The sequence below is a fragment of the Streptomyces sp. NPDC042336 genome (genome assembly GCF_055581985.1).
Map to the genome: position 1 here is coordinate 142,252 of NZ_JBVJEA010000007.1, position 25,575 is coordinate 167,826.

The following is a 25,575-nucleotide window of genomic DNA, read 5'->3' on the forward strand; positions in this document are numbered from 1 at the left end:
TCCTTTGGCCAGTCGTTCACGCATATGCAGAACGAATGTGCGGAACCACCTCTGCCCAGGGCATGCCGTTGAGTACGTATGGAACCTCCCATCGAGATCAACCACAGTGACGTCGGGGACTGGACCGTCGTGGAGATCCGCGGCGAGGTGGACGTGTACACCGTGCCGACGATCAAGCAGTACATGATCGAGCGGCTCGCGGACGGTCACCGCCGGTTCGTCGTCGACCTGCGCGCGGTGGCGTTCATCGACTCCATGGGCCTGGGCGTGCTGGTCGGCGCCCTCAAACGGGTCCAGTCGGTGCGCGGCGAACTGAAACTGGTCATCACGGACGCCAATACCAAGCAGCTCTTCGCCCTGACCGGCCTGCGACACGTCTTCCCCATCTACGACTCCGTCTACCAGGCGCGACGAACCTCCTAGCCACGAGCGCACGGCGAGGCGCCCTTGACGGGGTGCTCGCCCGCCCCCATATTCACCAACACCCCGTCAACAACTCCCCAGAGGTGACCGTGAGAAGCCTCAGACCCTGGGCTGCCCTCTGCGCAGCCGTCGCCCTCGCCCTTCTCACCACCACGCTCACCCCCTCCTCCTCCCCCGCGGCGGCGTCCCCGCCGGGCGGAGGGGCCTTCGCCACGTACTCCGCCAGGGCGGCGCTCGCCCGGCTGCTGCCGCGGCACGTCTCGCAGTTCACCCTGATTCCGGCGAGCCGCCCCGCCTCCGGAGACTGGTTCAGCGTCTCCGGCCGCGCCGGCCACGTCCGGGTGCGGGGCACCAGTCCCGCGGTGATCCTCAGCGGCGTCAACTGGTACCTCAAGTACACGGCCAAGGTGGACATCGGCTGGCCCGGGCGCAGCACGGCCAAGCTGCCGCGCACCCTGCCCGCTCCCGACGGTACCGTCCGCCGGCAGGCCTCGGTGCCGCACCGCTTCGCGCTGAACGACACGGACGACGGCTACTCCGGCGCCTACCGCGACTGGGCCTCCTACGAGAAGCAGATCGACCTCCTCGCCCTGCACGGGGCGAACGAGGTCTTCGTCCAGACGGGTGCCGACGCCGTCTACTACGAGACGCTCCAGGAGTTCGGGTATTCGAAGCAGGAGCTGAGGTCCTGGATCCCGGGTCCGGCGCACCAGCCGTGGTGGCTGATGCAGAACATGTCCGGCTTCGCCGGTCCCGTCTCCGAGCGGCTGATCGAGGACCGCGCCGCACTCGGCCGCAGGATCGCGCACCGGTTGCGCGAGCTGGGCATGACCCCCGTACTGCCCGGCTACTACGGCACCGTGCCGCCGGGCTTCACCGACCGCAACCCCGGCGGCACGGTCGTCCCGCAGGGCCAGTGGGTCGGCTTCCAGCGGCCCGACTGGCTGGACCCGCGCACCGATGTGTTCCCCAGGGTCGCCGCCGCGTTCTACCGCCATCAGCGTGAGCTGTTCGGCGACTCCACGATGTACAAGATGGATCTGCTGCACGAGGGCGGCCGGCCAGGCGACGTCCCCATCGGCGAGGCCGCCCAGGCCGTGATGAAGGCGTTGCAGACCGCGCGTCCCGGTGCCGTCTGGACGCTGCTCGGCTGGCAGAACAACCCGTCGACACAGATCATCGACGCCGTCGACAAGGGCAGACTGCTCGTCGTCGACGGGCTCTCCGACCGCTACGACGGCCTCGACCGCGAGACCACCTGGCACGGTGCGCCGTACGCCTTCGGCACCATCCCCAACTTCGGCGGTCACACCACCGCCGGCGCCAACACCGCCGTGTGGGCCGAGCGTTTCGACCGGTGGCGCACCGAACCCGGCAGCGCGCTGGCCGGCATCGCGTACCTGCCGGAAGGCACGGGCGGCAATCCGGTCGCCTACGAACTGTTCACCGAACTGGCCTGGCGCACCGGCCCGGTGGACCACGCGGCCTGGTTCGCCGCGTACGCCGAACGCCGCTACGGCCGACCCGATCCGCACGCGGCCCGGGCCTGGGAGCTGCTGCGCACGGGCCCGTACAGCATGCCGTCCGGCACCTGGAGCGAGGCGCAGGACAGTCTCTTCACCGCCCGGCCGCGGCTGACGGCCACCTCGGCGGCCAGCTGGAGCCCCGGCGCCATGCGCTACGACCCCGGCACGGTGCGCGAGGCGCTGGCCGAGCTGCTGAAGGTCGCACCGGCCCTGCGGACGACCGACGCCTACCGCTTCGACCTGGTCGACGTCGCCCGCCAGGCGCTGGCCAACCGCAGCCGCACGCTGCTCCCCAGGATCAAGGCCGCATACGACGCCGGTGACCTGTCCGGTTTCCGTGCGGGGGCGGCCGAGTGGAGGGACGACATGGCCCTGCTGGACCGACTGCTCGCCACCGACACCCGCTTCCTGCTCGGCCCGTGGCTGGCGCAGGCCAGGTCCTGGGGCCGCACCGAGGCGGAGCGCGACGCCGCCGAGTTCGACGCCCGTTCGATCCTCACCACCTGGGGCCACCGCTCCGGCAGCGACTCGGGCGGCCTGCGGGACTACGCCAACCGGGAGTGGTCCGGGCTGGTCGCCGACTTCTACGCGATGCGCTGGACGACGTACCTCGACTCCCTCGACACCGCGCTGGTCACCGGGCAGCCACCGGCCGCCATCGACTGGTTCGCGCTCGAGAACGCCTGGAACCAGCGGCACGACCGCTATCCCGTCGACCCCTCGGGCGACCCCGTGGCGACGGCCGCCGAGGTGCTCGACGCCCTGCCCGCACCGGTACCGCCGGTGCCGGCCGCGTCCGGGGCTGCGCGGTGAGGCGCGCGAGCGGCAGGGCTGCCGGTGTGGTCGTGGCCGTGCTGGGTGGTCTGGCACTGGCGGCGACGTCGACGACCGCGCAGGCCGCGACCGGACCCGACGTCATCGCCCACCGCGGCTCCTCCGGCATGGCACCCGAGAACACCGCCGCCGCCATCGACCTCGCCGTCCGCCAACGCGCCGACTACGTCGAAATCGACGTCCAGCGCACCAAGGACGGCAAACTCATCAACTTCCACGACTGCACCATGGAACGCACCACCGACATCGAAGACCTCTACCCCGGACGCCCCCGCTACCGCGTCTCCGACTTCACCTGGAACGAACTCCGCCGCCTCGACGCCGGAACCTGGTTCCACGACAACTACACCGGCGAACCCCTCATCACCCTCGACGACGTCATCCACCACATCCAGCACACCCCCACCGGACTCCTCGCCGACATCAGCCCCTGCAGCCAATACGGCACCACCATCGCCACCGACCTCGCCGACACATTGCGGAGCAAACCCCACTACCTCCGCACCGCCCTCGCCCGCAAAAAACTGGCCGTCCAGTCCTTCCAGACCGACGACGCCCGCACCTTCCACACCACCCAGCCCGACATCCCCATCGGCATCCTCGACGCCGACCGCCCCACCGACACCGAACTGACCGAACTCAGCCAATGGGCCGACCAGATCAACCCCCAGCACACCGTCACCGACCAGACCCTCGTCGACCGCGTCCACCAACTCGGCATGGACATCAACGTCTGGACCGTCGACGAACCCGGCGCCATCCGCAAAATGACCGGCCTCGGCGTCGACGGCATCATCACCGACTACCCCCAGACCCTCACCCAGCGGGAGTGACCGGGTGACCCCGTTCAGGGCCGGGTCGCCCGGTCCAGTTCGATCAGGACCGAGTAGTAGGCACGGCCGGTCGCCCGGTCCATGCCGATCTCGCACATGCGGTTGGCGGACAGGTGGGCGTCGTACGGGCGCGAGGTCACCTCGGCGGCCTCCTTCGCCGTCGCCGAGGCCGTCAGCTCCTTGTGCAGCATGCCGCGGTCGCCGGCGAAGGCACAGCATCCGGCGTCGTCCGGGACGACGACCTCGTCGGCGACCGCGCCGGCGACCGCGCGCAGCTGGTCCACGTCGCCGAGGTGCTGCATCGAGCAGGTCGGGTGCAGCACCGCCGAACCGGTCGTACGGCGGATCGTCAGCCGCGGCAGGAGCTCCTCCGCGGCCCACACGACGGAGTCGATCACCTCCAGGCGCCGGTGCAGTTCCCGGTTGGCGTGGGTAAGGTAGGGGACGACCTCGTGCCGGATGCCGAGCGTGCAGGACGAGGCGTCGACGACGAGGGGGATCCTGCCGCCGTCGGTCCAGGCCCAGGCGGCCTCGACGATGCGGTTGGCCATCACGGTGTTGCCGTCCTCGTACCCCTTGGAGTGCCAGATCGTCGAGCAGCAGGTGCCCGCCACGTCGTCGGGGATCCAGACGGGCCGGCCGGCGCGGGCCGAGACGTCGACCACGGCCTGCTGGAGCGAGGGGGTGTCGTCGTCCTCCGGCCCGGCGAAGATCCGGTTGACACAGGCCGGGTAGTAGACGGCGCTTGCTCCCGTGCGGGAGGTGGGCGGCGCGGTGCGGGCGGCGGCGCCCGGGATCTCGGGCAGCCACTCGGGCATCAGATCGGGTCGTACGGCCCTGCGGGCGAGGCCGGTCGCGGCCTCCAGCAACCGGTCACTGATCTTGTCCGCCGCACCGACCGCGAGACGTGCCGACGCCTCCACGGCCCGGAAGCGCCGTGCGGTGAGCGCGGCGATCCGCTCCTCGCGCGGCGAGTGCCTGCGGTGGCGGAAGTCCTTCATCATGGCGCCGGTGTCGATGCCGACCGGGCAGGCGATCGCGCAGGTGGAGTCGCCCGCGCAGGTGTCGACGGCGTCGTAGCCGTAGGAGGCGAGGAGTTGTTCCTCCACGGGTGAACCGTCCGGCTGGCGCAGCATCTCCCTGCGCAGCACGATGCGTTGGCGCGGGGTGGTCGTCAGGTCGTGGCTGGGACAGGTGGGTTCGCAGAAGCCGCACTCGATGCAGGGGTCGGCGAGCGGTTCGATCCCGGGGATCGTCTTGAGCCCGCGCAGATGGGCCTTCGGGTCGCGGTCGAGGACGACCCGGGGCGCCAGCACGCCCTCGGGGTCGATCAGCCGCTTGACGCGCCACATCAACTCGGTGGCCCGGGGCCCCCATTCCCGCTCCAGGAACGGGGCGATGTTGCGTCCGGTGGCGTGCTCCGCCTTCAGGGACCCGTCGAAACGCTCCACGGTCATCCGGCAGAAGTCGTCCATGAACGCGGCGTACCGGTCGACGTCGGAGGGCTTCGACGCGTCGAAGGCGAGCAGGAAGTGCAGGTTGCCGTGGGCGGCGTGACCGGCGACGGCGGCGTCGAAGCCGTGCTCCGCCTGGAGTGCGAGCAACTCCTCGCAGGCGTCGGCCAGCCGGGACGGCGGGACCGCGAAGTCCTCCGTGATCAGGGTGGTGCCGGCCGGGCGGGAGCCGCCGACCGCGGTGACGAAGGCCTTGCGGGCCTTCCAGTAGCCGGAGACGACCTTGCTGTCGCGGGTGAACTCGTTGGTCACCGAGGGGACCGGCGCGACCAGATCCAGCCGTTCGACGACCTCGGCCGCCGCCCGCTCGAAGGCCTCCTGCCCCGCTTCGTCGGGTGCCCGGAACTCCACCAGCAGCGCCGTCGTCCCACGTGGCAGACCGGCCCAGTCGGCCGGTACGCCCCGCACGCTCACCGAGGCGCGCAGCGTGTTGCCGTCCATCAGCTCGACGGCGATCGCCCCGGCCTCGTTGAAGAGGGGTACGGCGGCCGCCGCGGCGGTCAGCGAGGGGAAGAAGAGCAGTCCGCTGGTGACCTTGCGGTCCAGCGGCAGGGTGTCGAAGACGACGTCGGAGATGAACCCGAAGGTGCCCTCGGAGCCGACCATGAGCCCGCGCAGGATCTGGACGGGTGTGGTGCCGTCCAGGAAGGCGTCCAGCCGGTAGCCGTTGGTGTTCTTGATCTCGTACTTGGCCCGGATGCGGGCGGTGAGTTCCCGGTCCGCCTCGATCTCCGCCTTGAGCGCCAGCAGCCCCGCGCACAGCTCCGGCTCGGTCCGCGCCAGCGTCTCGTCCGCGTGAGGGTCGGCCGTGTCGACGACGGTGCCGCTGGGCAGCACGAAGGTCAGTGCGGCGAGGGTCCGGTACGAGTTGCGGGTGGTGCCCGCGGTCATGCCGGAGGCGTTGTTGGCGACGACCCCGCCGACGGTGCAGGCGATCGCGCTGGCCGGGTCGGGCCCCAGGACCCTGCCGTACCGGGCGAGGGTCGCGTTGGCCCGCATGACCGTGGTGCCGGGGCGGATGCGGGCCCGCGCGCCGTCGTCCAGGACCTCGACGCCGGTGAAGTGGCGGCGTACGTCGACGAGGATGTCCTCGCCCTGGGCCTGGCCGTTCAGGCTGGTGCCGGCGGCGCGGAAGACGACCTGGCGGCCGTGGTCGCGGGCGTACGCCAGCACCGCGGCCACCTCGTCGACGGTCTCGGGGAGGACGACGGCCTGCGGGACGAACCGGTAGGGGCTGGCGTCGGAGGCGTACTTCACGAGGTCGGAGATCTTCCCGAGGACCTTGTCCGGGCCCAGCAGCGCGGTCAGGCCGGCCCGCAGCGGTCCGGGGGTGCCCGTGGCCCCCGCGTCGGGCACCCGGTCGGCGGCCGCGACGCGGGCCGTACCGGGACGGAGGCTTTCCGGCCTGGGCTCCAGCAGGGGCATGACGTTCGACTCCCACGGTTTCGATCGGTGCTGATCAGCGTACGACCGCCGGGCTCGCCGGCCCAGGCGGGCCGGCGAGCCCGAGCGGTTCACCCGGGCAGGTCCGGGCCGGGCAGGAGGGCGACCACGTCGATCTCCACGAGGATGTCCATCAGATCGGACCCGACCGTGGTGCGCACCGGGCAGGGTTCCTCGAAGAACTCGCGGTAGGCCGCGTCGTACGCGGCGAAGTCCCGCCTGAGGTGTTGCAGGTGCGCCGTGACCTTCACGACGTCCCGCAGGGACAGGCCCCGCGCGGCGAGGACCGCCTCCACGTTGCTCAGCACCTGCACGGTCTGCGCCGCGACGCCCTCCGGCACGGCGCCGGTGACGGGGTCCTGCGGGCCGAATCCGGCCGTGAACAGGAACCCGCCCGCCACCACACCCTGGGAGTAGGCGCCCGCCGGGCGGGGCGCCCCGGGCGTGTGCACGGCTCGCTTGCCGGTCGGCTCGCTCATCCGGTCAGGTCACCGTCCCGCTCGTTGACGCCCGCGTAGTGGCGGAGTTTGTCCTCGTCCACGCTCACGCCCAGCCCGGGTCCCGACGGCACTCGCAGCCGGCCGTTCTCCAGGTGCAGCGGCTCGATGATGTCGTCCGCGTGCAGGTAGTACATGCTGTCGATGGCCCGCGAGAGGACGGGGGTGCTCGACACCACGGCCAGGTGCGCGGCCGTGGCGATGCCGAGTTCGCCACCGCTGTGCAGGTTCATGCCCAGGCCGAAGGTCTCGCAGTGCGCGGCGAGCGCCTTGGTCGCGGCGATGCCGCCCCACTTGTACACGTCGCCGTGGATGACGTCGACCGCGTTCAGCCGCATGGCGGGGGCGAAGTCCTCGAAGCGGACGACACACATGTTGGTGCACAGCGGGATGCGTACCTTGGCCTTGACCTGGGCCATGCCCTCGATGCCGACGCAGGGGTCCTCCAGGTACTCCAGGTCGAGTTCCTCCAGGGCGATGCCGGCGCGCACCGAGTCGGGGACGGACCAGGCCGCGTTCGGGTCGACGCGCAGGTCGACCCGGGGCAGCGCCTCGCGGACCGCGCGCAGGATGGCCACGTCGCCCGCGCAGTCCTTGGTGCCCTTGAGCTTGACGGCGTCGAAGCCGCCCTCCTCGACGACGCGCACCGCGTGCTCGGCCATGGCCCTGGGCAGGTCGGCCGGGGCCGTCCCCGGCGCGTCGGCGCGGGTGATCAGCGCGGTGATCGGGACCTCGTCGCGCACGGCACCGCCCAGCAGGTCGGTGACGGACTGGCCGGTGGCCTTGCCCATCGCGTCCCAGCAGGCGACGTCGACGGCGGCGATCGCCGCGTAGCCGAGGTAGCCGTAGAAGAAGGGCACCATGTGCTGCTTGCGGTGGAAGCCCTCCAGTGCGAAGGGGCTGGTCCCGATCAGGTCCGGGACCATGTGGCGCACGATGGCGGCGACCGGCGCGCCCCACATCGTCTCGCCCCAGCCCTCGACGCCCGTGTCGGTGCGCACCCGCACGACGGTGCGGGTCTCCCCGGTCTTGGTCTCGAAGGAACTGGTGAAGGGGTTGACGAGTGGGAGGTTGACGACCCACACGTCGACGTCGGTGATCTTCATTTCTGCTCCTCGCATCGTGGGGGTCACCGGCTCGCCGCGTCGAAGGCCCGGATCGCGCGGGCCAGTCCCCGCGCCCGGTCGTCCAGGAGCCGGCCGCCCCGGTCGGCGTCGGCACCGGAGGCGTCGTCGGTGGAGCCGCCGACCCGCTCCCACTCGCCGTGCCGCTCGACGGTCAGGCCGGGGTGCGGCGGGTGGTCGAACAGCGGGGGCGGTTCGACGGGGGTGCGGGCGGGCACGGGGATGCGTACCAGTTCCGGGTGGGCCGCCAGCATGAGGGACGTCTCGAACCATCCGGCGTGCCCCGGGGTGACCTCGGGCCGTCCCGCCGTGTCCTCACCGGCCGTGAGGGTCCAGTATGAGCAGGCGGCGACCGTGACCCGGGCGCGCAGCGCGAACCGCTTCACGGCGAGCCGCATGATCTCGTCGTTGCCGCCGTGGCCGTTGACGACCAGGACGCGGCGGTAGCCGCTGGTCACGAGCGAGTCGAGGACGTCGTCCAGTACGGCGCCCAGGGTCGCCGCGGAGAGCGAGACGGCCGCCGCGAACAGGTGGTGCGGACTGTTCCCGAAGGGCAGCGCGGGCAGCCGCACCACCTCGGGTGCGGAGCCGGCCGGGGATGCGGAGGACGCGCCGGCCCCTTGGTCGAGGAGGGCCAGCGCCCGGTCCACGACCTCCTCCACCAGGAGGGTGTCGGTCCCCATGGGAAGGTGCCCGGCGTGCTGCTCCTGCGAGCCGATGGGCAGCAGGGCGATGCCCTGCTCGCCGGCCCGGCGCACCTCCCGCCAGGTCAGTTCGGTCAGTCTCGATTGGCTCACGGTGCTACCTCTCCGAAACGGGGCCATGGCAGAGTCGGCGCATGGTCCACAAAAGTTCTCCGTTGCGACTGGTCCCGGATGCCGCGGAGCGACCGGCCGCTCCCGGGGCACCGCGGCGGCTGGGGGCCGTCGAGCTGGTGCCCGGCCGGGTCACGGCGGCCGTGCTGTCCATGGCCGGGCGGGTGCTCGACCGCACCGAGGCGTCGTACGACGCGGCCACCGCCTCCCCGGCGGACATCGACGGGGCACTGGCAGAGGTCGCCGGTGTCTTCGCGGCCCAGGAGGTGCAGGGGATCGGGGTGGCCGCCGCGGGGCTGGTGGACCCCCTCACGGGGCTGATCCTGGAGGTCAACGACGTGCCGGCGCTGCACGGCTATCCGGTGACGGAGCGGCTGGGCGCCCTCACCGGGGCCGGGGTGCGCCTGGAGCACCGGGCGCGGCTCCAGGTGCTCGGCGACCGCTGGTTCGGCGCGGGCCGGGGGCGGCGCACCTTCGCCTCGGTGTCGACCGGGGAGGTGCTCGGGGTGGGCGTCCTCTACGACGGTGAGGTGATGGCGCCGCCCGGCGGGCGCAGCGGCGCGCACATGACCGTGTCGGCCAGCGGTGAGCGCTGTACGTGCGGGAACCGGGGCTGCTGGAAGACCCTGGCCACCACCGGCTGGCTGCGGGCCAGGGCACGCGCCGCGGGGCTCGGGGAGGTGTCGCTGGCCGCGCTGGTGGGCGGCGGGGACCCGCTCGCCGGGCAGGTGGTGGAGGAGTACGCGCACAACCTGGCCCTGGGGCTGGTGAACGTGCAGCAGCTCTTCGCGCCGGGCCTGTTCATCCTGCACGGCGAGGCGCGCGACGGCGGTGAGCGTTTCCGCACCGTGGTGGAGGAGCGGCTGCGGGACGCGGTCGCCTTCGCGGGCGCCGAGCAGCCACGGGTGCTGGTCGGCACCGCCGCGGTCGACGACGTGGCCCTCCTGGGCGGCGCGGGCCTGGTGCTGTCGCACCTCTAGCGTGGGGCGGTTCATCGGCTCGGTCCGTCCGTCGGTTCGCCCGTCGGTTCGACCGTCGGTTCGCCTGCCGGGGCGGACGCCCGTGCCGCGGCCCGGCGGCCCCGGCGCGGGTCGAGGACCGGTACGGCGTCGAGCAGCTGCCGCGTGTAGGGGTGGCGTGGGGTGCGCAGGACCGCCGCCGCCGCGCCCACCTCGACCAGGCTCCCCCGGCTCATCACCGCCACCCGGTCGGCCACCTGCGCCACCACGGCGAGGTTGTGCGACACGAAGACGTAGGTGAGGCCCAGCCGCTGTTGCAGGTCCGCCAGGAGGTCGAGGACGGTCGCCTGTACGGAGACGTCCAGCGCGCTGGTCGGCTCGTCGAGCACCAGCAGCCGGGGGTGGAGTGCCAGGGCCCGTGCGATCGAGACGCGCTGGCGCTGGCCGCCGGAGAACTCGTGCGGGTAGCGGTCCTGGATGCCGGCGTCCAGGCCGACGGCCTCGAGGAGTTCCCCGACCCGTTCCCGGTTACGTGCCCGTGCGCGCCGTCCGCGTGCCTCGGGGTCGTGGGTGACCAGCGGTTCGGCGACGATGTCGGTGATGCGCATGCGCGGGTTCATGCTGGAGTAGGGGTCCTGGAGGACGACCTGCATCTGGCGCCGTACACCACGCAGTTGGGACGCGGTGAGGGCGGCGATGTCCTGTCCGTCGAAGCGCACGCTGCCGGCGGTGGGTTCGAGGAGTCCGAGGAGCAGCCGGGTGAGGGTGGTCTTGCCGCAGCCGGACTCGCCGACCAGGGCCAGGGTCTCGCCCTCGTGGACTTCGAGGGACACGTCGTCGACGGCGACGTTCGGGCGCCGGCCGCCGAACTCCTTGCGCAGGCCGGTCAGTTCGAGGATCGGCCGACCGGTCCCGGGCGCGCCTCCGGCCGGGCCGACCGGGCCGGTGGTGTCGGTGCTCATGCCGCCTCCAGTCGCGGGGTGGCCGCCAGCAGCTTGCGGGTGTAGGCGTCGGCCGGACGGTCGAACACGTCGAGGACGTCGCCGGTCTCGACGACCTGGCCCTTGTTCATGACCACGACGCGGTCGGCGGTCTCCGCGACCACGGCGAGGTCGTGGGTGATCAGCACGACGGCCATGTCGTGCTTGTGCTGGAGGGTGACGAGGAGGTCGAGGATCTGACGCTGCACGGTGACGTCCAGGGCGGTGGTCGGCTCGTCGGCGATGAGGACTCGGGGCCGGGCCACCAGCGCGGTGGCGATCATCACGCGCTGGCGCAGGCCGCCGGAGAGTTCGTGCGGGTACTGGCGGTAGCGCAGGGCCGGGTCGGGGATGCCGACCTCGTCGAGGGCGGCCAGCGCGGCCTGCTTGGCCTGGGCACGGGACATGCCGGTGTGGTGCCTGAGCACCTCGGCCACCTGGGCGCCGACGCGCTGGAGCGGATCGAGGCAGGTCATCGGGTCCTGGAAGACCATGGCGATGTCGCGGCCCCGGACCCGGCCGAGGTCCTTCTCGGACAGGCGCAGCAGGTCGCGTCCGTCGAAGCGGATCTCGCCGCTCGCGTAGACGCACGGCGGGCTCGGATTGAGACGCAGGACGGACAGCGCGGTGGCGCTCTTGCCGCTGCCGGACTCCCCCACCACGGCCAGGGTCTCGCCGGCGCGGACGTGCAGGGAGACGTCTTGGACGGCGTGGACGACGGAGCCCTCCAGGCGGAAGTCGACGCTGAGGCCGTCGATCTCCAGGAGCGGCGGCCGCTCCGTGGGCCGCCGGGGCGTTTCGGCCGTGGGCCGGTCGGGGCGGGTGGTCGGTAGGTCGTTGCTCATCGGCGGTAGGCCTTCGGGTCCGCGACGTCCCGCAGGGCGTCGCCGGTGATGTTGATGGCGAGGGAGGTCAGCATCAGCGCGATGCCGGGGAAGACGGCGACCCACCAGGAGGTGCCCAGGTAGAGCTGGCCGTCGGAGAGCATGCCGCCCCAGGTGACCGTCTCCTTGGGGACGCCCAGGCCGAGGTAGCTGAGCGAGGCCTCGGCGACGATGGCGGCGGCCACGTGCAGGGTGCCGATGGTGGCCAGGGGTGCCATCACGTTGGGCAGCAGGTGGCGGCGCATGATGGTGACGTCGGTGACGCCGATCGCGCGGGCCTCGGTGACGAAGTCGCGGGTGCGCAGCGACATCACCTCGGAGCGCACGACGCGGGCGTAGGAGACCCAGCCGGTGAAGCCGAGCACCACGATCACGACCCACAGGCCGGAGCCGAGGAAGCCGACGACGGCGAGGGCCAGCAGGAGTGAGGGGAAGGCGAGCTGGACGTCGGCGAGCCGCATCAGGGTGCGGTCGGCCCAGCCGCCGAAGTATCCGGAGGCGAGGCCCACGACGGTGCCGATGACGCCGGCGAGCAGCGCGGCGCCCGCTCCGACGAGCAGGGAGACCCGGGTGCCGTAGACGACGCGCGAGAGCATGTCGCGGCCGAGCTGGTCGGTGCCGAGGAGGTGGGCGCCGCTGCCGCCGTCCTGCCAGGCGGGGGGCCTCAGCCGCAGCAGGAGGTTCTGGGTGTTGGGGTCGTAGGGGGCGAGCAGGGGTGCGAACAGGGCGGCGACGAGCAGCAGGACGAGTACGGCGAGGGCCACTACGGCGAGCTTGTTGCGCAGCAGGGCGCGCAGGACGACGGAGCCGGAGCCGCCGGACGGCTTCCGCTCGGGGGTCGCGTCGGTCGCGGCCGGTGACATGACGGTCATCGGGACGTCCTCACCCTCGGGTCGAGGAAGCTGTAGGAGAGGTCGACGAGCAGGTTCACCACGACGAAGGTGGCGGCGAAGAACAGGACGGTGGCCTGGACGAGCGGGAAGTCGCGGTTGGAGATCGCCTCGACGGTCAGCTGGCCCACTCCGGGCCAGGAGAAGACCCGTTCGGTGAGGATCGCGCCGCCGAGCAGGTTGCCGACCTCCAGGCCGACGACGGTCACCACGGGCAGCGAGGCGTTGCGCAGTCCGTGCCTGAGCACCACCTGGAGCGGCCCCAATCCCTTGGCGCGGGCGCTGCGGATGTGGTCGCAGGACAGGACGTCGATCAGGGAGGAGCGCAGCAGGCGGGCGACGACGGCCACGGAGTACACGGCGAGGGTGACGGCGGGCAGGACCAGGTTGGCGAGGGTGCCGTAGCCGGAGGCGGGCAGGGCGCGCAGCCAGACGGCGAAGACCAGGATGAGCAGGATGCCGACCCAGAACGGCGGGGTGGACTGGCCGAGCAGGACGCCGGTCATCACGGTGTTGTCGGTGCCCCGGCCGCGGCGCACGGCGGCGAGGATGCCCGCCGGGATCGCGATGACGAGGGTCACCGCGAGGGCGGCGGCGGCCAGTTCGATCGTGGCCGGCAGCCGGTCGGCGAGGATCTCGCTCACGGGCTGGCCGTAGACGAGGGAGTCGCCGAAGTCGAGGTGCAGCAGTCCCCAGAGGTAGTCGAGGTACTGGGAGAACAGGGACTGGTCCAGGCCCAGTGAGTGGCGCAGCACCTGCTCCTGTTCAGCGGTGGCGTCCGGCGGCAGCAGGATCTTCACCGGGTCGCCCGACAGGCGGACGAGGAAGAAGGCGACGGTCGCCGTGCACAGCAGCACGAACAGGGCGGTGAGCAGGCGCTTGGCCGCCCCGCGCAGCAGCCCCGCCCGGTCGGGACGGCGGGTGGGGGCCGCCGCCGGGGCGGGCGGCCTGTCGACGGTGACGGCGCTCATCGGGACACCTCCGCGCTCTCCATGGCGAGGACGCCGGCGGATCCCGGCGTCCAGCGGGGCCGGTCGTTGCGGGCGTAGATGTTGTCGATCTGGTAGAGGAAGACGAAGGGTGCTTCCCGGCGCATCAGCCGTTGCAGGTCCGAGAAGGCCGCTTCGCGCTGCGCGGGGTCCTCGGAGAGTTCCTCGGCGTCGATGAGGCGGTCGGCCTCGGCGGAGTGCCAGCGGCTCTGGCGGCGGTCGCTGCGCACGTTGGACTGGACGATGCTCGCGCCGTCCATCGTCCACACGGTGCTGGCCGCGAGGTAGATCGGGCCGAGCGCACCGCGGTTGTCCGAGGTGAGGCGGGCGGAGTAGGTGCCGGGGTCGAGCAGGTCGACGCGGGCGTCCACCCCGGCCCTGGCGAGGAGCCCGGACAGGGCCTCGGCGACGTTGGCGTCGATGTTGGAGGCGGTGAGCGTGGTGGAGAAGCCGTGCGGGTGACCGGCTTCGGCTAGCAGCCGTCGCGCGGTGTCGACGGAGCGGGTGAAGGGTTTGACGGTGGGGTCGAAGCCGAAGGAGCCGCGCGGGACGAGTGCGGGCGTCTCGGTGGCCTTGCCGCCTAGCACGGCCTTGATGAGCAGCGGCACGTCGACCGCGTGATTGAGCGCCTGGCGCACCCGGCGGTCCTGGAGCGGGCCGCGTTCCAGGGTGTTGAGGGACAGGTAGGCGGTGCGGATGCCGGTGTGGCCGTCGATGGTGACGCCGCCGTAGCCCTCGAGTTGCTGGGCGGCGTCGGGGGTGAGTCCGGCGACGAGGTCCACGCCGCCGCTCTGCAGGGCGGCCAGGGAGGAGGAGGCGTTGGGAGCGGGGCTGAAGACGAGGCCGTCGACGGCCGGGCGTCCGTTCCAGTGGTCGTCGTAGGCGCGCATCCGTAGTTCGTGGTCGCGCTGCCAGCTGGTGAAGGTGAAGGGGCCGGTGCCGACGGGGTGGTCGGCGAAGGCCGCGTCGCCCACCTCGGCGAGGTGGCGTGGCGGTACCACGACGCCGCCGAACAGGGAGAGTTTGGCAGGCAGGATCGGGTCGTGCACGGTGGTGTGCAGGTCGACGGTGAGCCGGTCGACGACGGTGACGCCCTTGACGAAGCGCAGCTCGACGATCGGTGACTTGGTGGCGGGGTCGAGCAGGCGCTCGATGCTGAAGGCCACGGCCCGTGCGTCGCACACCTCGCCGTTGTGGAAGGTCACCCCGGGCCGGAGGGTGAAGCGCCAGGTGTGCGCGTCGGTGGCCTTCCAGGTCAGGGCGAGCCTGGGGTGCAGCCGGTTGTCCCGGCCGCGGGTGGTGAGGGTGTCGAACATGTTGATCAGGACGTTCATCGACACCATGTCGCCCTGCTTCTGCGGGTCCAGGGTCTTCGGGTCGCCCGGCTGGGAGACGCGCAGGACGTTGCCGGCCCGGTCCGCGGCGGCGGTCGTGCCGCACGCGCTCAGGAGCGCGGGAGCGCTGAGGGCTCCGAGCAGCAGACCGCCGGTCCGCAGGACGTGGCGTCGGCTGGGACGGCTGCGGTCCACCGTGCGCCCCTGAAGAGTTCGTTCCATTGAACAACACCTCCGTTCCGTCAGATGGAATGCGGTTGGGTTAAGCTAAGCGACATGGTGAAAGCGGTCAACACCCGGTCGGTCGACCAGGAACTCGCGAAGGGCCCCGTCGACAAGGCGATGGAGGTGCTCGATGCGCTCGTACAGCCCGGTGGCCCCCACCGGTTGGGGGAGATCGCGCGCCGCACAGGGCTGACCAAGCCCACCGTCCACCGGCATCTGCGGACCATGGCGGAGTACGGCTTCGCGGAGCCCGCCGAGGGCGGCAGCTACCGTCCGGGACCCCGGCTGCTGGGCCTGGCGGCAGCGGCCCTGAGCGACAGCCGCGCGCTGGAACTGGCCAGGCCCGTACTGGCCGACCTGCGCCGGCGCACCGGTCACGTCGCCTGCTACGCGGTGCGCCACGCGTCCGACGCCGTGTACCTGGAGCAGTCGGAACCGGCCCGCGAGTACCGGATGAGCGCCCGGCCCGGCCACCGGTCGCCGCTGTACACCTGCGGCGTGGGACTCGCCATGCTCTCCGTGCTGCCGGCCGAGGAGGTTTCGGCGGTCCTGGACGCACCGGACCTGGAGGCGCGCGCGCCGGGCACCCTCACCGACCCGGCCACGCTGCGGGCGGTGCTCGCGCGGGCGGCGCTGAGCGGCTACGCCGTGGACGACGAGTACGACGAGCCGGACGTGCGGTCGGTGGCGGCTCCCGTGCTGGACGCGGAGGGCCGGGCCGTGGGTGCGATCGGCATCGCCGGACTGACCTTCACCCTCGATGCCGGCAGTGTGGAGGTGTTCGGGCCGATGGTGCGGGCCGCCGCGCGCACGGTGTCCGCAGGGCTCGGCGCACGCACCCCCGTACTCGGCGTGGTGGAGCCCGCCCGGGGAGGTGAGCAGGCGTGAGCACCCTGGCCGAACTGCTCGCCGAGGGGCGGGAACGGCGGGTCTTCTCCGGTGCCGCCTGGTCCGTCGGCGGCCCGCAGGGGCCGCTGGACCGGGGCTGGACCGGCACTCGCAGCTGGGACGGGCCGGCACTGGACGGCGAGGACGTGTGGGACCTCGCCTCGGTGACCAAGCCGATCGCCGGGCTCGCGGTCATGGCGCTCGTCGAACGCGGCGCGCTCGGCCTCGACGACACCGTGGGCGCGTACCTCCCGGACTACCGGGGCGGCGACAAGGCGGAGCTGACCGTACGTCAACTCCTCACGCACACCTCGGGGATACCGGGGCAGGTGCCGCTGTACCGCGACCGTCCCACCCGTGCGGCGCTGCTGGAGGCGGTGCGCCTGCTGCCGCTGACCGCGAAGCCGGGCACCCGCGTCCAGTACTCCTCGCAGGGGTTCATCGTCCTCGGCCTGATCGCCGAGGCGGCGGCCGGGGAGCCGCTGGACGCGCTGGTGGAGCGGCTGGTGTGCGCGCCCCTCGGTCTGCGGGACACCGTCTTCTGCCCGGACGCCGGACGCCGGGCACGAGCGGTGGCCACCGAGGACTGCCCCTGGCGCGGCCGCCGGGTCGTGGGCGAGGTCCACGACGAGAACGCGGTGGTGCTCGGCGGGGTCGGCGGCCACGCCGGCCTGTTCTCCACGCTGGCGGACATGGAAGTGCTCGGCGCCGCCCTCGCCGCCGGCGGCCGGCGCCTGCTGCGCCCCGACACCTTCGCACGGATGACGGCCGCCCACACCGACCACCTGGCGCTGCGCCGTGCTCTGGCCTGGCAGGGCCGCGATCCGGTCGACTCGCCCGCCGGTGAGGTGTTCGGCCCGGACTCCTACGGCCACACGGGCTTCACCGGCACCAGTGTCTGGGTCGACCCGGCCACGCGTCGCTACGCCGTGCTCCTCACCAACCGGGTGCACCCGACGCGCGCGGGGGACGGGATCGTCGCCCTGCGCCGCGCGTTCCACGACGCCGCCGCCCGGACACCCCCGGTGGCCGCCGGGGCCCGGCACGGTGTGGAATGAGCCGGTGAGCCCTTCCGCACCGCGCGCCGAGCGCCCCGAACGCACCCGTCCCGCCGCCCAGAGCCTCACCGGCGTCGGCCTCGCCGTCCTTGACCCGGCCGGCCGGGTCCTGCTGGGACTCGGCCACGACGGGCGCTGGGAGCTGCCCGGCGGCAAGGTCGACGCGGGCGAGGACTTCGAGACGGCCGCCGCCCGGGAGCTCGCGGAGGAGACCGGGCTCGTGGCGGAACCCGACCACGTGCGGGTGCTGGCCGTGCTCGTCGACCGCGTGGCCGGGCTGACCCGGGTGACGGCCGCGGCCGTCACCGAGCGGGCGGCCGGGACGCCCCGGGTCACCGAGCCCGACAAGATCGAGTGCTGGGAGTGGTTCGCCCGCGAGTCGGTCCCGTCCGCGCTCTTCCCGCCGTCCGCCGCGGTCCTGGACTGCCTGTGGCCCGGGACGGAGCGGCGGGGCGCGGCAGGGGTGCGGCACTACAAGTTGGCCGGGCCCGTCGTGAAGGGCAGCACCGGCCGGGACGGCTGCGCCGCGCCGCGGTAGGTCCTGCCGTGGAGGCCGCGAGCGGCCCCGGTTCCTCGGGTGCGGGTGGCAGCGGCTGCACGTTCCTCGGGTGCGGGTGGCAGCGGCTGCACGTTCCTCGGGTGCGGGGTGGCAGCGGCCACGACCGGGGCTGCGCCAACCACCTCGTCCCGCCGCATGCATTGACATGAACGCGCCCCGGCGCAACGCTGAGAGCGCTCTCAGAATCGGTACGGACCAATTCCCCCACACCCGCACGGAGGTGGAGAGTGCTCTCCCGACTCAGACACCGTCTGCTCGCCGTGGCCGCGGCCGCAGGCCTGACCGGCGCCCTGCTCACGTTCGGCGCCGCACCGCCCGCGGACGCCGCGGTGCCCGCCACCATCCCCCTGAAGATCACCAACAACTCCAGCCGCGGCGACGCCGTCCACATCTACAACCTGGGCACCTCGCTGACCACCGGTCAGCAGGGCTGGGCGGACGAGAACGGCACCTTCCACGCCTGGCCCGCCGGTGGCAATCCCCCCACCCCCGCACCGGACGCGTCCATCCCCGGACCGGCCGCGGGCCAGACCAAGACCATCCGGATCCCGAAGCTGTCGGGACGCATCTACTTCTCCTACGGCCAGAAGCTGGACTTCCGGCTGACCACCGGCGGCCTGGTCCAGCCCGCTGTCCAGAACCCGAGCGACCCCAACCGCAACATCCTCTTCAACTGGTCCGAGTACACGCTCAACGACGGCGGGCTGTGGCTGAACAGCACCCAGGTCGACATGTTCTCCGCGCCCTACACGGTCGGCGTGCAGCGCGCCGACGGCGGCGTGGTCAGCGCCGGGCAGCTCAAGGCCGGCGGCTACCGCGGGGTGTTCGACGCGCTGCGGGCCCAGCCGGGCTGGGGCGGGCTGGTCCAGACCCGGCCCGACGGCACCGTACTGCGGGCGCTGGCGCCGCTGTACGGAGTGGAGACGGGGGCGCTGCCCGCGTCGGTCATGGACGACTACATCAACCGGGTCTGGCAGAAGTACACGACGACCACGCTCACCGTCACGCCCTTCGGGGACCAGCCGGACACCAAGTACTTCGGGCGTGTCTCGGGCAACGTCATGAACTTCACCAACACCTCCGGCGCGGTCGTCACCAGCTTCCAGAAGCCCGATGCCTCCAGCGTCTTCGGCTGCCACCGGCTCCTGGACGCACCCAACGACCAGGTGCGCGGCCCGATCTCCCGCACCCTGTGCGCCGGCTTCAACCGCTCGACGCTGCTGAGCAACCCCAGCCAGCCCGACCCCTCGGCGGCGGACTTCTACCGGGACTCCGTGACCAACCACTACGCCCGGGTCATCCACGAGCGCATGGCCGACGGGAAGGCGTACGCGTTCGCCTTCGACGACGTCGGCAACCACGAGTCACTGGTGCACGACGGCAATCCGGCCGAGGCGCGGCTCACGCTCGCCCCGCTCGACTGAACCGGCGGCGGGCACGGGTCCGCCCCCGTCCCCCGCCGGTGCCGTCGGCGCGGTGGAGAACGGGGGCGGGCCCACGGTCAGGCGCCGGGGAGTACGCCGGTGCGGGCGACCTCGGCGTACCAGCGGGCGCTCGCCTTGGGGATGCGGGTGCCGGTCGGGTAGTCGACGTAGACGGCGCCGAAGCGCTTGCTGTAGCCGTGCGCCCACTCGAAGTTGTCCAGCAGGGACCACAGGAAGTAGCCGCGCACGTCCGCGCCGTCCAGGATGGCCTGGTGGACGGCGGCCAGGTGGCCGCGTACGTAGGCGATCCGGGCGGGGTCGTTGACCTGCCCCTCGGGGTCGGCGTAGTCGTCGAAGGCGGCACCGTTCTCGGTGATGACCAGCGGCAGCCTCGGGAAGTCGGCGGCCAGCCGGCGCAGCAGGTCGTACAGGCCGCTCGGGTCGACGGCCCAGCCCATGGCGGTGGTGTCGCCGGGCGGCTGGTGGAAGGCGACCCGGTCGGCTCCGGGCCAGGGGCTGTGGGCACTGTTGCCGTGCCCGTCGGAGGTGTGGGTGGCGCTGCCGTCGGTCTCGGAGACGACGGTGGGCGTGTAGTAGTTCACGCCGAGGAAGTCCAGCGGCTGGTGCGCCTGGCGCAGGTCGCCGTCCTGGACGAAGGACCAGTCGGTCAGCTCGGCGGTGTCCTTGAACAGGTCCTCCGGGTAGGCGCCCTTCAGCATGGGGCCGGTGAAGACCCGGTTGGCCAGCGCGTCGATCCGGCGGACCGCATCCGCGTCGCCCTCGCTCCCGCTGAGCGGGCGGACGTGGTGGACGTTGAGGGTGACGGACACCTGGGCGTCGGCGCGGAGGCGGTCGCGCAGCGCCTGGACGGCCAGCCCGTGCGCCAGGTTGAGGTGGTGGGCGGCGCGCAGGGCGGCAACCGGGTCGGTGCGGCCGGGGGCGTGCACGCCGGAGCCGTAGCCGAGGAAGGCGCTGCACCAGGGCTCGTTGAGGGTCGTCCAGGTCTTCACCCGGTCACCGAGGGCGTCGGCGGCGAGGGCCGCGTACTCGGCGAACCGCTCGGCCGTGGCGCGCTCCGGCCAGCCGCCGGCGTCCTCCAGCTCCTGGGGCAGGTCCCAGTGGTAGAGGGTGGCGACGGGCTGGATGCCCTTCTCCAGCAGCTCGTCCACCAGACGCCGGTAGAAGTCCAGACCCTTCTGTACGGCCGGGCCGCGTCCGGTGGGCTGGATCCGGGGCCAGGCGAGGGAGAAGCGGTAGGCGCCCAGGCCGAGTTCGGCCATCAGGGCGACGTCCTCACGCCGGCGGTGGTAGTGGTCGGTGGCGATGTCACCGGTGTCGCCGTTGCGGACCCGGCCGGGGGTGCGGGCGTAGGTGTCCCAGATGGACGGCGTGCGACCGTCCTCCGCGGCGGCCCCCTCGATCTGGTAGGAGGCGGTCGCGGAACCCCAGAGGAAGCCCTTGGGGAAGGTACGGGCGGCGTCCGGGGCGGACGCGGTCTGCTGTGCTGCGGTGACCACGTAAGTCCTTTCGGATGGGGGTGCTTGGAGCGGGCGGGGTGGCGGGGCGGCGGGTCAGCCCTTGACGGCTCCGGCCATGATGCCGCTGACGATCTGGCGGCCGAAGACGATGAACATCGCCAGCAGCGGCAGCGTGCCGAGCAGCGCGCCGGCCATGATGAGCGACTGGTCGCGGACGTAGCCCGCGCTGAGCTGGGTGAGCGCGACGGGGACCGTCGGATTGGTCATGTCGAGGACCACGAACGGCCAGAAGAAGTCGTTCCACGCGTGCACGAACGTGATCATGAACAGGACGGCCATCGCGGGCCGCGCGATGGGCAGCACGATGCTCCAGAAGATCCTGAGCGAGTGCGCCCCGTCCACGCGTCCGGCCTCGACGAGCTCGTCCGGCAGCGCCTCCGTCAGGTACTGCCGCATGAAGAACACGCCCACCGCGCTCACCAGCGTCGGGAAGATGACGGCGGGCAGCTGCTGCGACCAGCCCAGGTCGGCCATCATCATGAACAGCGGCACTACGGCGAGCTGCGGCGGCACCATCATGGTGCCGATCACCAGCATGAGCAGGGCGTTGCGCCCCTTGAACCGCAGCTTGGCGAAGGCGAACCCGGCCAGCGTCGCGAACAGCACCGTGGACAGGGCGATCACCCCGGCCACGATGAGGCTGTTGATCATGGCCTTGCCCATCGCCGCCTCGTCCCAGGCCCGGGCGAGGTTGCTGAACAGGTTCGGGCCGGGCAGGAACGGGGGCGGCGTCTGGCTGACCCGGGTGTTGTCGGTGGACGCGGCCACCATCGTCCAGTACAGCGGGAAGATCGACAGGATCGCCATGATGGCGAGCAGTACGTAGGCGAGGGGGCCGGCGTGGTGCTGGCGGCCGGCGCGCTGGCGCAGCAGCCGGCGGCCGCCGCGGCCGCTCGCCTTCACGGCGGGGGTCCGGGCCGGGGCGTCGGTCCGGGCCGGGAGACTTTGAGTGGTCATGGCGACTCCAGGTCAGGACGTGCGGGAGCGCAGGCGCTTGATGACGCGCTGCACGACGAAGACGAGGACCAGCAGCATGAACATCGCCCAGGCGACGGTCGCCGAGCGGCCCATCTGGTAGTTCTTCCAGCCCTCCTCGTACAGCAGCAGGCCCAGCGTCTGGTACTGGTTGTCCGCGCCGCCGGTGACCCCGTTGGGTCCCTGGCCGAAGATCAGCGGCTCACCGAAGAGCTGGGTGGCGCCGATGGTGGAGAGCACGATGGTGAAGACGATGGTTGAGCGGATCCCGGGCACGGTGACATGGATGAACTGCTGCCACCGGGAAGCGCCGTCGAGGGAGGCCGCCTCGTACCGGTCGGCGGGGATGGCCTGCATCGCGGCCAGGTAGAGCAGCGCGTTGTAGCCGGTCCAGCGCCAGATGACGATGGTGGAGATCGCGATCTGGGCGGGCCACTTGTCGGCCTCCCAGTCCACCGGGTCGATCCCGACCGAGCCGAGCGCCCAGTTGATCATGCCGAAGTCGCGCTCGAAGATCATGGTGAAGACGAGGGCGGCCGCGGCCACCGAAGTGGCGTACGGCACCAGGGAGGCGACCCGGAAGAACAGCGAGGCGCGCATCCGGTAGTTGAGCAGGTGCGCCATGCCGAGCGCCATCATCAACTGCGGCACCGTGGAGATGACGCCGATGGTGATCGTGTTCTGCGTCGCGTTCCAGAACCGTGAGTCGCCCCACAATTCCACGTAGTTGTCGAACGCCACCCACTCCATGACATCGAGGGTGGCCAGCTCCACGTCGTGCAGGGAGATCCACGAGGTGTAGATCAGCGGGTAGAAGCTGAACGCGGCGAAGATGATGAAGAAGGGCGCGACGAACGCGTACGGGGCGCCCTTGATGTCGAGCCGGTGCCAGAGCGCGCCGCGCCGCCGGGCGGTGCTCTCGCCGCCCGCCGGTGGGGTCGGACGCGGAGGCTCGTCCCCGGTCAGGGCCTTGGTGGTGGAGGTGGCCACCGGTCTTCCTTCCTGAGAGCGGATGTGTGAGCCGGGCGCCGGGCCCGCCGGCCAGGACCTGGTCCTGGACGCGGGCGGGCCCGGTCGGCCTCGGGAGCGGAGAGTCAGCCGACCGCCTTCTCGATGCGCTCCCCGGTGGTCCTCCACGCCTCGTCACGCTTGGCGTCGCCCTGCTCGATCAGGGCCAGGCCCTGGGAGAAGGTGTCCTTGATCGTGCCGTCCTTGCGGCCGAGGACCTGCTTGTCCGGGATCTCCTGGGCGGCGGCGCCGAAGATCTGGCCGATCGGGGCGCCGCTGAAGTACTCGGACTTGGCGTTCTTCACCTCGGGGCTGTCCAGCGCCTCGCGCGAGGAGGGGATGTTGCCGATCTCCTTGAAGATGTGGGCCTGCTGCTCGGGCGCGGTGAGCCAGGCGACGAGCTTCTTGGCCTCCTCCTTCACCGGGCTCTGCTCGACCACGCCGAGGAAGGAACCGCCCCAGTTCGCGCCCTTGGGCGCCTTGGCCACGTCCCACTTGCCCTTGTTCGCGTCGCCGGCCTTCTCGCTGATGTGGCTGAGCATCCACGCCGGGCACACGGCGGTGGCGAAGGTGCCGTTGGCCAGGCCCGGGTCCCAACCCGGCTGGAACTGGCGGAGCTTGGCGGTCAGACCGTCCTCGGCCGCGTCGGCGGAGAGGTTCCACGCCTCCTTGACGGCCGGGTTGCTGTCGTAGATCAGCTCGCCCTTGTCGTCGTAGTACTGCTCGGGGTAGCCGTAGACCATGGCGTTGAACAGGCCGCTGGCCGCGTCCATGTAGGCCACGTCGCCGCCCTTGTAGCCCTTCTTGAAGGTGCGGCCGACCTCGACGTACTTGTTCCAGTCGCCCTCCCAGAGCTTGGCGACCTCCTCGCGGTCGGTGGGCAGGCCGGCCTTCTCGAAGTAGTCCTTGCGGTAGCAGACGGCCATCGGGCCGATGTCGGTGCCCAGGCCCAGCACCTTGCCGTCCTCGGTGCTGATCTGGGACTCCTTCCACGGCAGGAAGTGGTCGGTGCCCGAGACCTTGGAGAAGTCCACGAACTTGTCCGCCTGGGTCTCGGTGATCTCCTTGGCCCGGCCGATCTCGATGCCCTGGATGTCCTTCAGGCCCTTGCCCGCGGCGAGCCTGGTCTGCAGGGCGGTGTAGTACGTCTGCTCGTCACCGGCTATCTCGGCCTTGATGTCGACGTCGGGGTTCTCCTTCTCGTACTGCTCGAGAAGGCCCGTCTCCTTGATGCCCATCACCCCGTACATGCCCATGGTGATGGTGACCTTGCCGTCCTTCTTGCCACCGCCGGTGGCCGAGTCGTCGCTGCCGCCGCAGCCGACGACGAGCGCCAGTGCGCCGACGGCCGCGGCCGTCGCCACCGCCCTTCTGCGCAACGAACCGAGAGTGCCCATGGATCTCCTCCTAGCGACGGCGCTGACACATCGGAGTGACGAGTTCTGCGATGACTACTGCGATGGCTACAGCGGCTACAGCGATGAAAGACAGCGGCTCGAACACGGGTTGGGAACGTGCCCAATTCGGTGGGCACGTTCCCACCGGCGCATCGAAGACTCGTGGGAACGGGCCCTGTCTGTCAATAACTTGAAAGCAACTTGTCGCAACCGCCCCTGCGCCGTGTTCGCCTCCCGGAGACCGGGGGGTGCTCCGCCGACCGCGGTGTCTGCAAGAATTGCCGCAGGTCACCTCCGCGGCAGGCAGTGCCGCCGCGGCCGCCGAGGGGGGAGTACATGACCGGCAACCGCCGTCCCACGATCAAAACGGTCGCCGCCCGCGCCGGCGTGGGCCGCACCACGGTCTCCCGCGTCGTCAACGGCTCGGAGCTGGTCAGTGCGGACGCCCGGGCGAGGGTGCTTGCGGCGATCAAGGAACTCAACTACGTTCCCAACTCGGTCGCCCGCGGCCTGGTGACCAACCGCACCAACGCGGTGGCCCTGGTGATCCCGGAGTCGGAGAGCCGACTCGGCTCGGAGCCGTTCTTCGCCGCGCTCATCCGCGGGGTCAGCGGCGCCCTGGCCGAGAGCCGCACCCAGTTGCAGCTGATGCTGGTGCGCGACCAGGCCGAGCGGGACCAGTTGACCGAGTCGGTCGCGACCCGCCGGGTGGACGGCGTGCTGCTGGTCTCCGTGCACTCCGAGGACCGGCTGCCGGGCATGCTCGAGGAGATGGGCCTGCCCACCGTGCTCGCCGGCCGCCGCGACGCGGGCGAGCGGCTGAGCTACGTCAACTCCGACAACGCCGGCGGGGCGGCCGCCGCGGTGCGGCACCTGCTGGGCGGCGGACGGCGCCGGGTCGCCACCATCACCGGACCACTCGACATGGACGTCGGCCGCAGCAGGCTCGCCGGCTGGCGCGCCGCGCACCGGGAGGCCGGCCTGCCCGCCCCGGAACGGCTTGTCGAGGCGGGTGACTTCACCGAGGAGGGCGGCGCGAGGGCCATGCGTTTGCTTCTTGAACGCGCCCCCGACCTGGACGCCGTCTTCGCCGCGTCCGACCTCATGGCGGTCGGTGCCCTGGCCGAACTGCGCCGGCAGAAGCGGCAGGTGCCGGGTGATGTGGCCGTCGTCGGTTTCGAGGACTCCGTCCTGGCCCGCCACACCAACCCGCCGCTGACGACGGTGCGTCAGCCGGTGGAGGAACTGGGCCGGACCATGGCCCGCATCCTCACCGACATCACCCAGCACGGCGCGCCCCGGCAGCAGCTGACGCTGCCGACGGAGCTGGTGGTGCGCGAGTCGTCGTAGGCGCGGCCCCTCCTCGCGGGGACCGCCCGCCCCCGCGCCTGTCCCGGTGCGCGGCTCGCCGGCTTCGAGGCGGCTCCGCGCCCGCCGCCGGGGAGGCTCACCGCCGGG

At 72.0% G+C, this 25,575-nt stretch carries 22 protein-coding genes; 9 read left to right on the forward strand and 13 right to left on the reverse strand.

Features of this window, described 5'->3' with window-relative positions; all coding sequences use genetic code 11:
• The first annotated feature begins 78 nt into the window (after positions 1-78).
• The 3 genes from ACZ6IM_RS17505 (at position 79) to ACZ6IM_RS17515 (ending at position 3,616) form a co-directional block, all read left to right on the forward strand.
• Positions 79-423: an STAS domain-containing protein gene (locus tag ACZ6IM_RS17505; RefSeq protein ID WP_052838749.1), complete on the forward strand. Its 345-nt coding sequence runs from the start codon at positions 79-81 to the stop codon at positions 421-423.
• 89 nt (positions 424-512) lie between these two features.
• The gene (locus ACZ6IM_RS17510) at positions 513-2,762 is read left to right on the forward strand and encodes an alpha-N-acetylglucosaminidase (protein ID WP_052838750.1); all 2,250 of its coding nucleotides are present in this window, start codon (positions 513-515) and stop codon (positions 2,760-2,762) included.
• A gap of 32 nt (positions 2,763-2,794) precedes the next feature.
• Complete coding sequence (locus tag ACZ6IM_RS17515) at positions 2,795-3,616, forward strand: glycerophosphodiester phosphodiesterase (RefSeq protein ID WP_469557391.1); 822 nt, start codon at positions 2,795-2,797, stop codon at positions 3,614-3,616.
• A gap of 14 nt (positions 3,617-3,630) precedes the next feature.
• Here the strand turns inward: ACZ6IM_RS17515 and ACZ6IM_RS17520 are convergent, their stop codons facing one another.
• The 4 genes from ACZ6IM_RS17520 to ACZ6IM_RS17535 form a co-directional block, all read right to left on the reverse strand.
• A complete protein-coding gene (locus tag ACZ6IM_RS17520) occupies positions 3,631-6,555 on the reverse strand; it encodes an FAD-binding and (Fe-S)-binding domain-containing protein (protein WP_052843682.1) in 2,925 nt (974 codons plus the stop codon).
• Positions 6,556-6,644: 89 nt separating this feature from the next.
• The gene (locus ACZ6IM_RS17525; RefSeq protein WP_052843683.1) at positions 6,645-7,052 is read right to left on the reverse strand and encodes a RidA family protein; all 408 of its coding nucleotides are present in this window, start codon (positions 7,050-7,052) and stop codon (positions 6,645-6,647) included.
• Complete coding sequence (locus ACZ6IM_RS17530) at positions 7,049-8,176, reverse strand: mandelate racemase/muconate lactonizing enzyme family protein (protein ID WP_052843684.1); 1,128 nt, start codon at positions 8,174-8,176, stop codon at positions 7,049-7,051. The genes ACZ6IM_RS17525 and ACZ6IM_RS17530 overlap by 4 nt, the downstream gene beginning before the upstream one ends.
• A gap of 23 nt (positions 8,177-8,199) precedes the next feature.
• Positions 8,200-8,991: a creatininase family protein gene (locus tag ACZ6IM_RS17535; RefSeq protein WP_469557394.1), complete on the reverse strand. Its 792-nt coding sequence runs from the start codon at positions 8,989-8,991 to the stop codon at positions 8,200-8,202.
• A gap of 41 nt (positions 8,992-9,032) precedes the next feature.
• Between ACZ6IM_RS17535 and ACZ6IM_RS17540 the strand changes: the two genes are divergently transcribed.
• Positions 9,033-9,989, forward strand: coding sequence for an ROK family protein (locus ACZ6IM_RS17540; RefSeq protein ID WP_469557396.1), 957 nt, complete (start codon positions 9,033-9,035; stop codon positions 9,987-9,989).
• An 11-nt stretch (positions 9,990-10,000) separates the two neighbouring features.
• On the opposite strand, the gene ACZ6IM_RS17545 is transcribed toward ACZ6IM_RS17540, so the two are convergent.
• The 5 genes from ACZ6IM_RS17545 to ACZ6IM_RS17565 are packed head-to-tail and all read right to left on the reverse strand — an operon-like array spanning position 10,001 to position 15,267.
• Positions 10,001-10,930: an ATP-binding cassette domain-containing protein gene (locus ACZ6IM_RS17545; RefSeq protein WP_469557398.1), complete on the reverse strand. Its 930-nt coding sequence runs from the start codon at positions 10,928-10,930 to the stop codon at positions 10,001-10,003.
• Positions 10,927-11,793: an ATP-binding cassette domain-containing protein gene (locus tag ACZ6IM_RS17550; RefSeq protein ID WP_052843689.1), complete on the reverse strand. Its 867-nt coding sequence runs from the start codon at positions 11,791-11,793 to the stop codon at positions 10,927-10,929. Before ACZ6IM_RS17550 ends, ACZ6IM_RS17545 begins: the two co-directional genes overlap by 4 nt.
• On the reverse strand, positions 11,790-12,704 hold the full coding sequence (locus ACZ6IM_RS17555; protein WP_469557400.1) for an ABC transporter permease: 915 nt from the start codon (positions 12,702-12,704) through the stop codon (positions 11,790-11,792). Before ACZ6IM_RS17555 ends, ACZ6IM_RS17550 begins: the two co-directional genes overlap by 4 nt.
• On the reverse strand, positions 12,701-13,693 hold the full coding sequence (locus ACZ6IM_RS17560) for an ABC transporter permease (RefSeq protein WP_052843692.1): 993 nt from the start codon (positions 13,691-13,693) through the stop codon (positions 12,701-12,703). The genes ACZ6IM_RS17555 and ACZ6IM_RS17560 overlap by 4 nt, the downstream gene beginning before the upstream one ends.
• On the reverse strand, positions 13,690-15,267 hold the full coding sequence (locus ACZ6IM_RS17565) for an ABC transporter substrate-binding protein (protein ID WP_052843694.1): 1,578 nt from the start codon (positions 15,265-15,267) through the stop codon (positions 13,690-13,692). Before ACZ6IM_RS17565 ends, ACZ6IM_RS17560 begins: the two co-directional genes overlap by 4 nt.
• 54 nt (positions 15,268-15,321) lie before the next feature.
• Between ACZ6IM_RS17565 and ACZ6IM_RS17570 the strand changes: the two genes are divergently transcribed.
• From ACZ6IM_RS17570 to ACZ6IM_RS17585, 4 genes are all read left to right on the forward strand, one after another.
• Positions 15,322-16,158: an IclR family transcriptional regulator gene (locus ACZ6IM_RS17570; RefSeq protein WP_469557403.1), complete on the forward strand. Its 837-nt coding sequence runs from the start codon at positions 15,322-15,324 to the stop codon at positions 16,156-16,158.
• Positions 16,155-17,216 (forward strand): serine hydrolase domain-containing protein, encoded by a 1,062-nt coding sequence (locus tag ACZ6IM_RS17575; RefSeq protein WP_052843698.1) that lies wholly within the window; start codon positions 16,155-16,157, stop codon positions 17,214-17,216. Before ACZ6IM_RS17570 ends, ACZ6IM_RS17575 begins: the two co-directional genes overlap by 4 nt.
• Positions 17,217-17,220: 4 nt before the next feature.
• Positions 17,221-17,754 carry a nucleotide triphosphate diphosphatase NUDT15 gene (locus tag ACZ6IM_RS17580; protein ID WP_469557405.1) on the forward strand — a complete coding sequence of 178 codons (534 nt, stop codon included), beginning with the start codon at positions 17,221-17,223 and terminating at the stop codon, positions 17,752-17,754.
• A 248-nt stretch (positions 17,755-18,002) separates the two neighbouring features.
• Entirely contained in the window at positions 18,003-19,199 is a 1,197-nt protein-coding gene (locus ACZ6IM_RS17585; protein ID WP_052843702.1) for a glycoside hydrolase family 64 protein, read from the forward strand.
• Between the two features lie 77 nt (positions 19,200-19,276).
• Here ACZ6IM_RS17585 and ACZ6IM_RS17590 read toward each other — a convergent pair whose 3' ends face one another.
• The 4 genes from ACZ6IM_RS17590 to ACZ6IM_RS17605 all read right to left on the reverse strand — a co-directional run bounded on the left by ACZ6IM_RS17590 (position 19,277) and on the right by ACZ6IM_RS17605 (position 24,117).
• Entirely contained in the window at positions 19,277-20,716 is a 1,440-nt protein-coding gene (locus tag ACZ6IM_RS17590; RefSeq protein ID WP_052843703.1) for a GH1 family beta-glucosidase, read from the reverse strand.
• 54 nt (positions 20,717-20,770) lie between these two features.
• Positions 20,771-21,694 (reverse strand): carbohydrate ABC transporter permease, encoded by a 924-nt coding sequence (locus ACZ6IM_RS17595; protein WP_052843704.1) that lies wholly within the window; start codon positions 21,692-21,694, stop codon positions 20,771-20,773.
• A 12-nt stretch (positions 21,695-21,706) separates the two neighbouring features.
• Positions 21,707-22,702, reverse strand: coding sequence for a carbohydrate ABC transporter permease (locus ACZ6IM_RS17600; RefSeq protein ID WP_052843705.1), 996 nt, complete (start codon positions 22,700-22,702; stop codon positions 21,707-21,709).
• Positions 22,703-22,806: 104 nt separating this feature from the next.
• On the reverse strand, positions 22,807-24,117 hold the full coding sequence (locus tag ACZ6IM_RS17605; RefSeq protein WP_052843706.1) for an ABC transporter substrate-binding protein: 1,311 nt from the start codon (positions 24,115-24,117) through the stop codon (positions 22,807-22,809).
• Positions 24,118-24,453: 336 nt separating this feature from the next.
• On the opposite strand from ACZ6IM_RS17605, the gene ACZ6IM_RS17610 reads away from it, so the two are divergent.
• A complete protein-coding gene (locus tag ACZ6IM_RS17610) occupies positions 24,454-25,467 on the forward strand; it encodes a LacI family DNA-binding transcriptional regulator (RefSeq protein ID WP_052843707.1) in 1,014 nt (337 codons plus the stop codon).
• Positions 25,468-25,575: the final 108 nt, after the last annotated feature.